Raw genomic sequence first — 12,478 nt, forward strand, 5'->3', positions numbered from 1 at the left:
CGGGTATACGCACGATGTATACGCACGGTGTGCAGTGCCTCGGCGATGGTGTGAGGGAGAGGTGAAAGGGCAGGTCAAGCGCGTTTGTCACGGTTCCGTGACGATGGAACGGCGACCTCCGGTAGCCGTCCCGCAGGCGGCAGGCGGCAGGCGGCAGGCGGCAGGCGGCAGGCGGCAGGCGGCAGGCGGCAGGCGGCAGGCGGCAGGCGGCAGGCGGCAGGCGGCAGGCGGGCGCCGGGCGCCGGGCGCGCGGAAGGCCGCCGCCCCGCCCCCGGTGCGAGCGGGGAGGCGGGGCGGCGGCGGAGTGGGGCAAGTGTCCGGTGGGCGGGCCGGGCCCGTCTCCCGGCGGGGGCCCGGGGGCGGGCTCCGGAGTGGCGCAGGCGCGGTCAGGGCCCCGGGTCCGCGTCCCGGGGCGGGCGGCCCCGGCGGGGGAGGGGGCCGGTGCCGCCCGGGAGCCGGCCGGCCTCGGCGAGCGCCCGGCGCAGCAGGAACTCGATCTGGGCGTTGGCCGACCGCAGCTCGTCGCCCGCCCAGCGGGCCAGTGCCTCGTACACCTGCGGGTCCAGACGCAGCAGGACCTGTTTGCGCTGCTGGGCGCGGCGCGGCGCGGGTGAATCCTCGGCGGGGGCGGTCACTGGTAGAGCGTGCCGGTGTTCAGGACCGGCTGCGCCGCGCGGTCGCCGCAGAGCACGACCATCAGATTGGACACCATCGCCGCCTTCCGCTCGTCGTCCAGCTCCACGATGCCCCGCTGGCCGATCCGCTCCAGGGCCGCCTCGACCATGCCGACCGCGCCGTCCACGATCTGCCGCCGGGCCGCGACCACGGCGCCCGCCTGCTGCCGCTGGAGCATCGCCGAGGCGATCTCGGGCGCGTAGGCGAGGTGGGTGAAGCGGGACTCGATGATCTGCACCCCGGCCGCCTCGACCCGCGCGTGCAGTTCGACGGCCAGCTTCTCGGTGATCTCCTCGGCGTTGCCGCGCAGCGAGAGCCCGTCCTCGTCGTGGGCGTCGTAGGGGTACTCGATGGCGATGTGCCGCACGGCCGCCTCGGTCTGGGTGGAGACGAACTCGATGTAGTCGTCCACCTCGAAGGTGGCCTGCGCGGTGTCCTCCACCCGCCACACCACGACCGCCGCCAGCTCGATCGGGTTGCCGTAGGCGTCGTTCACCTTGAGCACGGCCGTCTCGTGGTTGCGCACCCGGGTGGAGATCTTGGTGCGCGAGGTGAACGGGTTCACCCAGCGCAGCCCGTCCTGGCGGATGGTGCCCCGGTAGCGCCCGAAGAGCTGCACCACGCGGGCCTCGCCCGGCGCCACCATGTTCAGTCCGCACATCGCGAGGAAGGCGGCCAGCGCCACCAGGATGCCCACGACGATCAGCGTGGCCTTGGCGCCGGTCCCCGCGACGCCCGCCGAGGAGGCGATCAGCCCCGCGCCGACGAGCAGGCCCACCAGGCCGAGCAGCAGCGCCAGGCCGCCCCCGATGCTGTGCGCCGGGGTCTCGCGCACTCTCGGCGCCGGCATCTCGGGCACGTCCGCGGTCGGCTGCGGTGTCTGCGGTGCGCTCATGGGTGGGTCCCCCCGTTCCGGAGGGGCGCGCCCGACGCGCGCCCCGCACTGTTGTCGTCTGCCGTGACCCTAGCATGCAGCCATCAAACTGCTATCACTTAAACGGTCCGCAGCAACCCCGGAGGGCTCTCGTGCGTCGGTTCCTCCGGGGTGGGTGCTGATTCTCACGTCCGCAAATAGTGGGATCGGCCGCCGATCCCCTTATCACCCGGTGTTAGCTTTCTGAGCTGACCTGAGCGACGAACCTGTGTGACGCGTGAGCACACACGACCGAATCGGAGCGGATCGCACCCATGGGACGAGCGGAAGAGAGAAGAGCGCGACAGCGCGGTGGCCGCCGCGCGGCGTCGGACCGCCGCTCGTCCGGTACGGCCGGAGCGGGCGGGAAGGGCCGGATACGCGCGCTGTTCACCTGGAAGAAGATCCTCGGGACCTTCCTGGGCGTCTGCGTGCTCCTCATGGGCGGCTTCATCGTCCTGTACATGATGATCGACATCCCGGAGGTCGGCAACGACGACGCCGAGTCGCAGGGCAACGTCTACAAGTACAGCGACGGCTCGATCATGGCCCGCAAGGGCTACAACCGGGAGATCGTCGAACTGGCCCAGGTGCCCAAGGCCGTCCAGCACACCTTCGTCGCCGCCGAGAACAAGAGCTTCTACAAGGACTCGGGAGTCGACCTCAGGGGCACCACCCGCGGCCTGCTCAACACCCTCTCCGGCAAGGGCACGCAGGGCGGCTCGACCATCACCCAGCAGTACGTCAAGAACTACTACCTGACCCAGGACCAGACCGTCTCGCGCAAGCTCAAGGAACTGGTCATCTCCCTGAAGCTGGACCGGAGCAAGTCCAAGGACTACATCCTCGCCGGCTACATCAACACCAGCTTCTACGGGCGCAACGCCTACGGCATCCAGGCCGCCGCACAGGCCTACTACCGGGTCGACGCCAAGGACCTCACCGTCGAGCAGGGCGCCTACCTCGCCGCCCTCCTCCAGGCGCCCGTCCAGTACGACTGGGCCCTCGCCGGGGACACCAGCAAGCGCCTGGTGCAGCAGCGCTGGAACTACGTCCTGGACAACATGGTCGACATGGACTGGCTGGACGCCGGGGACCGCCGGGACATGAAGTTCCCGGTGCCGAAGAAGCCCCGGCCCGCCCCGGGCATGGGGGGCCAGACCGGCTATCTGGTCGAGGCCGCCAACACCGCGCTCGGCAGGCAGCTCGTCGAGACCGGCGCCGCCGAGGACCGCAAGCAGGCCGACGCGATGGTCGACCGCGGCGGCTGGACCATCACCCTCAACATCGACAAGAAGAAGCAGAAGGCGCTGGAGGGCGCGGTCCGGGAGAAGCTCACGAGCCGGCTCGACCCCAAGGCGCGCGGCGTCGACGCCGACATCCAGGCGGGCGCCGTCTCCGTCGACCCGAAGACGGGCGCCGTGGTGGCGATGTACGGGGGCGTGGACTACCTCAAGCACTACGTCAACAACGCCACCCGCTCCGACTACCAGCCCGCCTCCACCTTCAAGCCGGTGATCCTGGCCGCCGCCGTCGACAAGGACGCCGAGACCCAGGAGGGCGTCCCGATCACCGACACCACCCGCTACGACGGCACCAGCAAGCGCCCCGTCGTGGACAAGGGCCGCGAGGTCGGCTTCGCCCCCGAGAACGAGGACGACCAGAACTACGGCGAGATCACCGTCCAGCAGGCCATGAACCTCTCGGTCAACTCCGTCTTCGCGCAGATGGGCGTTGACGTCGGGATGCCCGAGGTGGTGAAGGTCGCCGGGCGGCTCGGCATGGACACCGAGGGCATGGACCCGGTGCCCGCCCAGACCCTGGGCAGCATGGGCGCCAGCCCGCTGGAGATGGCCGGCGTCTACGCCACCCTCGACAACCACGGCCGCAGGGTCACCCCGGCCATGGTGAAGTCGGCCGAGCAGAACGGCCGCGGGGTCGACTTCCCCGAACCCGTCGGGGAGCAGGTCATCAGCCGCGAGGCCGCCGACACGGTGACCTCCGTCCTGACCGGCGTGGTCGACGACGGCACGGCCCGGCGCGCCGTCTGGGACAACCCGCTGCGCGACGGCCAGCAGGTCGCCGGCAAGACCGGCACCTCCGACAACAACAAGTCGGCCTGGTTCACCGGATTCACGCCCGGGCTGGTCACCTCCGTCGGCCTGTTCGGCGAGGACGACAAGGAACCCCACCCGCAGGCCCCGATGTACGGGGCCGGCGGCGAGGACCGCGTCAACGGCGGTGGCTTCCCGGCGCAGATCTGGGCCGCCTACACCTTCGGCGTGATGGACGAGGTCACCGAGTTCGACCTGGAGACCAAGCAGGGCGCGGCGGTGCGGCCCACCACCAAGCCCTCGCCCACCACCTCGCCCTCCGCCTCCCCCTCGCCGGAGGAGACGCCCGAGGAGACCCCGACGGAGGAGGAGACCCCGAAGGAGACGCCTTCCAAGGAGGAGACGCCCGAGGAGACCCCGGAGCCGCCCCGGACGACCCCGGAACTTCCGACGACCAGCCCCTCGACCGAGCCGCCGCCGGACGAGGGCGAGTCCACGGCCCCGGAGGAGCCCCCCGTCCCGGAGGACGAGCGACCGCAGCCGTAGGAGCGCCGAAGGGCGCCCGGTGGAAGCACCTCCACCGGGCGCCCTTCGGCGTACCGGGCCCGCCCCGGCGGGCGGGGCGGGCCCGGCGGCCGGGGCTCAGCCCCGGTTCAGCTCGAACCAGACCACCTTGCCGGTGCTCAGCCGGGTCGCGCCCCAGCGCCGGGCCAGCCGGTTGACCAGATACAGCCCGCGCCCGCCCTCGTCCGTGGCCCGCGCCTGCCGCAGCCGCGGCAACTGCGGCACGTCGTCGCCGACCTCGCAGCGCAGGACGTCGGTGCGCAGCAGCCGCAGCGTGACCGGCCGGGACGCGTAGCGCACCGCGTTGGTCACCACCTCGCTGACCAGCAGCTCCACCGAGTCGGTCAGCTCCTCCAGACCCCAGCGGGCGAGCGCGCGCCGGGCCAGCCGCCGGGCCCGGCCCGGGGCCGAGTCCTCCGGGTCCAGGCGCCAGCACGCCACATCACTGGGGGCGATCCCGTCGAACCGGGCGGCGAGCAGCGCGATGTCGTCGTCCCGGTCTCCCGGACCGAGCATGTCCAGCACCTCGTCGCACAGCGCCTCCAGGGGCGGCGGATGGTCCGGCCCGGTGAGCCGCGCGGTCGCGGCCAGCCGCTCCCGCAACTGCTCTATGCCGGTCCACACGTCGCGCAGCCGGGACTCCACCAGGCCGTCGGTGTACAGCAGCAGGGTCGCGCCCGCCGGGGCCTCCAGCTCCACCGCCTCGAAGTCCACGCCGCCGACGCCGATGGGGGCGCCCGCCGGGACCGGCAGTACCTCGGCGTGGCCGCCCAGCCGGAGCAGAACGGGCGGCGGATGGCCCGCGTTGGCGACGGTGATGCGGTGCTTGACCGGGTCGTAGACCGCGTACATGCAGGTCGCCATGCGGTCGGTGCCGAGCCGCTGCGCCTGTTCGTCGAGGTGGTGCAGCACCTCCTGCGGCGGCAGGTCCAGCCCGGCCAGGGTCTGCGCGGTCGTGCGCAGCTGGCCCATGATGGCGGCCGACGTCATGGAGTGCCCCATCACGTCCCCGACCACCAGCGCCACCCGGCTGCCGGGCAGCGGGATCGCGTCGTACCAGTCCCCGCCGACCCGGGCCGTCTCGGCCGCCGGGAGGTAGCGCGAGGCCAGCCGCACACCGGTGCAGCGCGGCAGGTTCTCCGGGAGCATGGTGCGCTGCAACTCGTCCGCGATGTACGCCTCCCGCCCGTACAGCACCGCCTTGTCGATGCCGAGCGCACTGTGCGTGGCGAGCTGGGCGGCGACCAGCAGGTCGTCACCCTCGAAGGCCACCCGTTCGGGCCCGCGCAGGAACAGCGCGGCCCCGATCACCCGCCGCCGGCCGCGCAGCGGCGCCAGGATCGCCCGGCGGCCCGCGGGGACGATGAACTCGCCGCCCTCGCCCAGCAGCTCGGGCAGGGCCGGACGGGCACCCGGGGTGTCGGTGAACACCGGGCGCACCCCGCGCAGCACCTCCGCGAGCGCGCTGCCCGGCCGCACCTCGCACAGCTCCGCGCCCACCGTGTCCAGCTCGGACGGCTCCGGCTGGACGACCGGGGCGAAGCCGCCCTCGGTGTCCCGCTCGGCCGGTATCCGGTCACTGCGGCGCAGCCTCAGCACCAGCGGACCGGTGGGCCGTTCGTCGCCGACCGGCAGCGGCTCGCGCAGATAGACGAGGATGGCGTCGGCGAAGGTCGGCACCGTGGCCCGGCACAGCCCCATGACGATCTCGTCCAGGTCCATGCCCCGGGCGATCCGCCGGGTGGCGGCGCCGACGAAGCGCAGCCGGTCGCCGTCCCGCCGCATCGGCGTGGGCTGTCCCGGCGGCGTGGGGCGCCCGGTGCGGCGGTCCGCCCCGTCGGCCCCGCGGTGGCGTTCCTGCCCGGCCGCCGCCGTCTCGGCGGTCGGCCCGCTCTGTGCGCTCGGCTGCACCGGCACCCCCTCGGGTGTGGGCCGTGAACGGAGTGTGCCGGGCTCGGCGGCCTGGTCGGGGCCCGGCTGGCGGTGCTCGAAGGTTTCGGCGGGGTCCGGTCCCTGCGGCCTGCCGACACGGCCCTGAGCTCCTAAGGCGACGGCCTCGGGGGCGTGGGGCGGTACGGGGGCGTGCGCGAGCGCCCCGCGGGGGTCCGCGGGGTCGACGCCTGCCTGGAGGCTCTGGGGAGAGGTCGGCTGCTCCGTCACGCGTGTCGAATCCATCCGTCCGGGACTGCCCGCGGCGCGTGCAGTTCGTCCCGCAGAAATCCCGATACCCGGAACACGCGCCCGAGGAACGGATTTGCCGCGGGGTCAGAGGTTGTTCCTGTGCCGCCGGGGGGCCGGCGGCGGCCCGTGCCGGTACTGCCCTCGTGCCGCTCGCTCACGTCCTGCCGCCCCTCGGTGACGATCGGTCAAGCACGTCGTGCGTTCCGTCAGTTGCCGCTCCGCGCCGTTGCGGAGGACGATCCTACGTTTCCTGCCCTGGGGCCCATCAAGGATCTCATGAGGACACCCGCGCGGGTGTGCGGTCCCAGTCCCCGGGGAGCGACGGTACCGCCCAGCCGGGGTCCGGGCGCCAGTCCTCCCAGCCGTCCGAGAACGGAGGCCCCCACTCCCCGATCACCGCCACCGCGGCACGGCCCGCGGCGCGCACCCGGGCGGCCAGCGCCCCGTCCACCAGGCCGTCCCGCTGGGCCTGGGCGAACTCGTCCTCGTCCCGCCACTGCCAACTCCGGTCGGGCTGCACGGTGATGTCCAGGAAGTGGTCCTCGGAGTCCACGCCGCCCTCCCAGCGGGCCAGCGGCTCCTCCAGATTGACGTACCAGTTCTTGAACGACCAGCCCGGTTCCCAGAACAGCCACACCGACCAGGGCTCTCCCGGCCGCGCCAGCTTCAGGACCCCGGTGCCGAACCAGTGGTCGTACTGGATGGCGCGGGGCCGGGTGTAGCGGGACGCGAGCGGCTCCAGGTGCACCGGGGTGCCGTCGGCGAGGACCGGCTTCACGCACCGGGTGCCGGGCGCCATCCACACGGCGAGCACGTCCGCGTCGTCGCGCACGACGGTGACGGGGCGGGCGATGTGGAAGCCGGGACCGCCGTTCTCCCGGTAGCGCCACAGGATGTGACTCCCCGGTGCCCAGTGCCCCGCCGGGGCCGCGGGGCCGCCCCCCTCCGTCGCCGCGCTCACCGCATCTCCGTCTGCCATGGACCGATATTAGGGGCTGCCGTTCCGATCGGGCGGCAGGAAAGCGGCAGTTCCCCCCTGCCGGGCCGGGCCCCGCACGCCTCTGCCGCACCCGGGGGCACGGGCCGCGCGACGGACCGGCGGCGGTCGGCCGGCCGCCGCGGCCGGCCCCTCACGGGCGGGTCATCCGCAGCACGTCCAGCGCCTCGTCGAGTTGCTCGCGGGTGAGGTCGCCGCGCTCCAGGTAGCCGCCCTCCAGGACGACGTCGCGGATCGTCCGCCGCTCGGCCAGCGCCTTCTTGGCCACCTTCGCGGCCTCCTCGTAGCCGATGTACCGGTTGAGCGGGGTCACCACGGACGGCGACGACTCGGCGTACTCGCGGGCCCGTTCGCGGTGGGCGGTGACGCCGTCGACGGTGCGGTCGGCCAGCAGCCGCGAGACGTTGGCGAGCAGCCGGACGGACTCCAGCACGTTCCGGGCGATGACCGGCAGCATCACGTTCAGCTCGAAGTTGCCGGCCGCCCCCGCCGCCGCGACGGTCGCGTCGTTGCCGGTGACCTGGGCGGCCACCATCAGCACCGCCTCCGGCACCACCGGGTTGACCTTGCCCGGCATGATCGACGAGCCGGGCTGGAGGTCGGGCAGGGAGATCTCGGCGAGCCCGGTGCGCGGCCCGGAGGCCATCCAGCGCAGATCGTTGGCGATCTTCGTCAGGCCGACGGCGATGGTCCGGAGCTGCCCGCTGGTCTCCACGACGCCGTCCCGGGCGCCCTGCGCCTCGAAGTGGTCGCGGGCCTCGGTCAGCGGCAGCCCCGTGGCGCGGGCCACCTCCGCGATCACGGCGGCGGAGAAGCCGGGCGGCGTGTTGATCCCGGTGCCCACCGCGGTGCCGCCGAGCGGCAGTTCGGCCAGCCGGGGCAGCGAGGCGTTCAGCCGCTCGACCCCGTACCGCACCTGCGCCGCGTAGCCGCCGAACTCCTGGCCGAGGGTGACCGGGGTGGCGTCCATCAGGTGGGTGCGCCCGGACTTGACGACGTCGGCGAACTCGGCGGCCTTGCGCTCCAGCGCCGCGGCCAGGTGGTCCAGGGCGGGGATGAGGTCGCGGGTGACGGCGGCGGTGGCCGCGATGTGGAGGGAGGAGGGGAACACGTCGTTGGACGACTGGGAGGCGTTGACATGGTCGTTGGGGTGCACGTCCCGGCCGAGCCGCTCGCCCGCGAGGGTGGCGATGACCTCGTTGGCGTTCATGTTCGACGAGGTGCCCGAGCCGGTCTGGAACACGTCCACCGGGAAGTGCTCGTCCCAGGCGCCCTCCGCGACCTCCCCGGCCGCCTCCTGGATCGCCCGCGCGATCTCCGCGTCGACCACGCCCAGCTCGGCGTTGACCTTCGCCGCGGCGCCCTTGATCCGGGCGAGCGCCTCGATGTGCGCCCGCTCGATGCGCTGCCCGGAGACGGGGAAGTTCTCCACGGCGCGCTGCGTCTGCGCCCGCCACTTCGCCCACGCGGGGACTTGGACCTCGCCCATGGAGTCGTGCTCGATGCGGTATTCGCTCATACCGGGTACAGCGCCGGGGGCGGCCGGGATGTTCCGTTCCGGAACGCCGTTCACCCTCGTGGCCGTGCGCCGCCGGGGGAGGCCCCGCGGGCGGCCGGGGCGGTGGACGGGGCGTGCCGGGGTGCCCGCGGCACGGCGGGCGGCGCGGGGCACCCCGGGGGCGCGCCGGGAGTGATCCGCGGACGCGCCCGGGGTGCCCCGGGAAGCGTCAGGCCAGGCCGGGGCCGCGCACCGGGATCGTCGTGAACGTCGGCTGCGGGGCCGGGTCCTGGAAGAAGTCGTTGCCCTTGTCGTCCACCACGACGAACGCCGGGAAGTCCTCCACCTCGATCCGCCAGACCGCCTCCATGCCGAGCTCCTCGTACTCGACGACCTCGACCTTCTTGATGCAGTCCTGCGCCAGCCGGGCCGCCGGGCCGCCGATCGACCCCAGGTAGAAGCCGCCGTGCGTGTCGCAGGCCTCGGTGACCTGCCTGCTGCGGTTGCCCTTGGCGAGCATCACCCGGGAGCCGCCCGCCGCCTGGAACTGCTCCACGTAGGAGTCCATCCGCCCGGCCGTGGTCGGCCCGAAGGACCCGGACGCGTAGCCCTCGGGGGTCTTCGCCGGTCCGGCGTAGTACACCGGGTGGTCCTTGAGGTACTGCGGCATCTCCTCCCCCGCGTCCAGCCGCTCCTTGATCTTGGCGTGGGCGATGTCGCGCGCCACGACCAGCGGGCCGGTCAGCGACAGCCGGGTCTTGACCGGGTGCTTGGTCAGCTCGGCCAGGATCGCGTCCATCGGCTGGTTGAGGTCGATCCGGACGACGTCGCCGGCCTCGTCGAGCTGCTCGTCCGTGGTCTCCGGCAGGAACCGCGCCGGGTCCGTCTCCAGCTGCTCCAGGAAGACGCCCTCGGCGGTGATCTTCGCCACCGCCTGGCGGTCCGCCGAGCAGGACACCGCGATGGCGACCGGGCAGGACGCGCCGTGCCGCGGCAGGCGCACCACGCGCACGTCGTGGCAGAAGTACTTGCCGCCGAACTGGGCGCCGATGCCGATGCGCTGGGTCAGCTCGAAGACCTTCTCCTCCAGCTCCTTGTCCCGGAAGCCGTGGCCGAGCTCGGAGCCCTCGGTGGGGATTTCGTCCAGGTAGTGCGCGGAGGCGTACTTCGCGGTCTTCAGCGCGTACTCGGCCGAGGTGCCGCCGACCACGATCGCCAGGTGGTAGGGCGGACAGGCGGCCGTGCCCAGCGAACGGATCTTCTCCTCCAGGAACTTCATCATGGAGGACTCGTTGAGGACGGCCTTGGTCTCCTGGTAGAGGAACGACTTGTTGGCCGAGCCGCCGCCCTTGGCCATGAAGAGGAACTTGTAGGCGTCGCCGTCGGTGGCGTACAGCTCGATCTGGGCGGGGAGGTTGGAGCCGGTGTTCCGCTCCTCCCACATGGTCAGCGGCGCCATCTGCGAGTAGCGCAGGTTCAGGTTCCGGTAGGCGTCGTGGATGCCCCGGCTCAGGGCCTCCTCGTCGCCGCCCGCCGTCAGTACGTTCTGGCCGCGCTTGCCCATGACGATCGCGGTGCCGGTGTCCTGGCACATCGGCAGCACGCCGGCCGCCGCGATGTTCGCGTTCTTCAGCAGGTCCAGCGCCACGAACTTGTCGTTGCCCGACGCCTCGGGGTCGTCGATGATGCGGCGGAGCTGGGCCAGGTGGGCCGGGCGCAGGTAGTGCTGGATGTCGTGGACGGCCTCCTCGGCCAGCCTGCGCAGCGCCTCCGGCTCCACCCTGAGGAAGGTCCGCCCGTCGGCCTCGAAGGTGGACACCCCCTCGGAGGTCACCAGCCGGTACGGAGTGGTGTCCTCACCCTGGGGGAGCAGATCGGTGTACGCGAACTCAGGCATCTCGCCCATTCCTCACTCGACAACACGCACGGCTGGATTCCGCAGCGACGGCGGCTGGCCTCCATCGGCAGCGCCCACCAGCGTAGGACCTGGGGGCGGCGGCCCGCTTGTGAGGTAGGGCTCAGTAGGCGCGGACGGGGTTGTCCACAGGGCTGGTCGCGATCTATCGCGTTTGGGTAGGCTGCTGCCGTGGACCTTCACCAACACGCCCAGGGCCGGGGTGCGAACACGGCGCCGACCGTCGGGGAGCTGCGCGCCTCGGACGCCGACCGGGACCGCATCGCGGAGATGCTGCGCGAGGCGCTCGCCGAGGGGCGGCTGACCGCCGAGGAGCACGCCGAGCGGGTCGAGGGCGTGCTCGCCACCAAGACCGTCGGCGAGCTGGACGTGTTCGTGCGCGATCTGCCCGTCGCGCACACCGGCCGCCCGGCCCCCGCCCCGGCGTCGCCCGGCCGCCCCCACCCCGGGGCGATACCCCAGGCCCCCGACGAGAACGTGGTGGCGGTGTTCAGCAGCGCCGTTCGCCGGGGCCGCTGGCGGGCCAGCCGTCGTATCCACGCCTACGCCGTCTTCGGCAGTGTGGAGATCGACCTCAGCGAGGCCCTCTTCGACTACCAGCACGTGGTGATCAAGGCGTTCTCGGTCTTCGGCAGCGTCGAGGTCCGCGTCCCGGAGAACGTGTCGCTGCGCGGCACCGGAGGCAGCGTGCTCGGCAGCTTCGAGGTGCACACCCTGGACTCCGACGAGGAGCAGGCGCCCGTCATCCACGTGGACGGCTGGGCGGTGCTCGGCTCCGTCGAGGCCCGCCCCCGGCGCGGCAGGGTCGTCGCGGACATCCTGGACCGGGTGCGCCGCTCCGTCGACCGGGGGGTGCGCAAGCATCTGTAGCGGCCCCGGCGGCCGTCGTGAACCCAGTGCATAGGCTCGCGTACAACGGGTAAGCCTGACGCATCGTCTCTCGCTCGCGAAGCCGTCGTCAGGAGTAGACCCGTGGTGCAACCGCCCCATTCGTCCCTGCAGGTAGCTGCCGTACCGGCCCAGCGGGGGCCGGTGCGGGACAGGGACCAAGACGCTCCGTGGCACACCGAGGCGGTGTGCCGGCGCGACGAGGCCGGACTGTTCTTCGCCCCCTCCAAGGAGCCCACCGCGGCCCGGCTCTCCCGTGAGGAGGCGGCCAAGCGCGTCTGCGCCCGCTGCCCCGTCATGGTCGAGTGCCGTGAGCACGCGCTGGTGCAGCCCGAGCCGTACGGGGTCTGGGGCGGGCTGACCGCCGCCGAGCGCCGGGTGGTGCTGGCCCGGCGCCGCCGCCGTGACGTGGAGTTGCAGAAGACCTCCCGCACCGCCGCGGACCGCATAGCCGCGGCCGGCTGACGGCTCCGGGTCCGGGCCCCGCGCCCCCGGCCCGCGTCGTCCCGGCGTCCCGCGTCGTCCCAGCGGTTTGCTCCGGTCCGTGCGACGGGCCGGTACCGCCCGGGGCGGCGTGCGCGTGTCCGGTGCGGAGGCCGTCCGGCACGGGTCGTGTCAGGGCGACGGGGCGCCGCGCGGGTTCGGCGCGTCCCGGAGGCGGTGCGATCGCGGCGCGGGCGGGCTCACGTGGCCGGCGCGCGGTGCGCGGCCGGGACGCGGTGCGGGATTGCGCGGTGCGGGGTTGCTGCGGTGCGCCGCGCGGGGCGGTGCGCGGCCGGGACGCGGTGCGGGA

At 73.2% G+C, this 12,478-nt stretch carries 9 protein-coding genes; 3 read left to right on the top strand and 6 right to left on the bottom strand.

Going from position 1 to position 12,478, the window contains the following annotated elements; all coding sequences use genetic code 11:
* Positions 1–386: 386 nt before the first annotated feature.
* Both GTY84_RS26970 and GTY84_RS26975 read right to left on the bottom strand, forming a co-directional pair.
* The gene (locus GTY84_RS26970) at positions 387–635 is read right to left on the bottom strand and encodes a hypothetical protein (protein WP_161229005.1); all 249 of its coding nucleotides are present in this window, start codon (positions 633–635) and stop codon (positions 387–389) included.
* The gene (locus GTY84_RS26975) at positions 632–1,570 is read right to left on the bottom strand and encodes an SPFH domain-containing protein (RefSeq protein ID WP_161229006.1); all 939 of its coding nucleotides are present in this window, start codon (positions 1,568–1,570) and stop codon (positions 632–634) included. The genes GTY84_RS26970 and GTY84_RS26975 overlap by 4 nt, the downstream gene beginning before the upstream one ends.
* A 293-nt stretch (positions 1,571–1,863) precedes the next feature.
* On the opposite strand from GTY84_RS26975, the gene GTY84_RS26980 reads away from it, so the two are divergent.
* Complete coding sequence (locus tag GTY84_RS26980) at positions 1,864–4,188, top strand: transglycosylase domain-containing protein (protein WP_161229007.1); 2,325 nt, start codon at positions 1,864–1,866, stop codon at positions 4,186–4,188.
* Between the two features lie 96 nt (positions 4,189–4,284).
* Here the strand turns inward: GTY84_RS26980 and GTY84_RS26985 are convergent, their stop codons facing one another.
* The 4 genes from GTY84_RS26985 to GTY84_RS27000 form a co-directional block, all read right to left on the bottom strand.
* Entirely contained in the window at positions 4,285–6,381 is a 2,097-nt protein-coding gene (locus GTY84_RS26985) for a SpoIIE family protein phosphatase (RefSeq protein ID WP_161229008.1), read from the bottom strand.
* 280 nt (positions 6,382–6,661) lie between these two features.
* Positions 6,662–7,366 carry a DUF402 domain-containing protein gene (locus GTY84_RS26990; protein ID WP_161229009.1) on the bottom strand — a complete coding sequence of 235 codons (705 nt, stop codon included), beginning with the start codon at positions 7,364–7,366 and terminating at the stop codon, positions 6,662–6,664.
* Positions 7,367–7,517: 151 nt separating this feature from the next.
* Positions 7,518–8,903, bottom strand: a complete 1,386-nt coding sequence (locus GTY84_RS26995; RefSeq protein ID WP_161229010.1) for a class II fumarate hydratase — start codon at positions 8,901–8,903, stop codon at positions 7,518–7,520.
* Between the two features lie 208 nt (positions 8,904–9,111).
* Positions 9,112–10,788 carry a fumarate hydratase gene (locus GTY84_RS27000; RefSeq protein WP_161229011.1) on the bottom strand — a complete coding sequence of 559 codons (1,677 nt, stop codon included), beginning with the start codon at positions 10,786–10,788 and terminating at the stop codon, positions 9,112–9,114.
* A 180-nt stretch (positions 10,789–10,968) separates the two neighbouring features.
* Between GTY84_RS27000 and GTY84_RS27005 the strand changes: the two genes are divergently transcribed.
* Together GTY84_RS27005 and GTY84_RS27010 are read left to right on the top strand one after the other, a co-directional pair.
* Complete coding sequence (locus tag GTY84_RS27005; protein ID WP_161229012.1) at positions 10,969–11,667, top strand: DUF1707 and DUF2154 domain-containing protein; 699 nt, start codon at positions 10,969–10,971, stop codon at positions 11,665–11,667.
* Positions 11,668–11,769: 102 nt separating this feature from the next.
* The gene (locus GTY84_RS27010) at positions 11,770–12,150 is read left to right on the top strand and encodes a WhiB family transcriptional regulator (RefSeq protein WP_161229013.1); all 381 of its coding nucleotides are present in this window, start codon (positions 11,770–11,772) and stop codon (positions 12,148–12,150) included.
* The last annotated feature ends 328 nt before the right edge of the window (positions 12,151–12,478 follow it).

Origin of the sequence: Streptomyces sp. SID8352, assembly GCF_009862265.1 — a bacterium.
Taxonomy (GTDB): domain Bacteria; phylum Actinomycetota; class Actinomycetes; order Streptomycetales; family Streptomycetaceae; genus Streptomyces.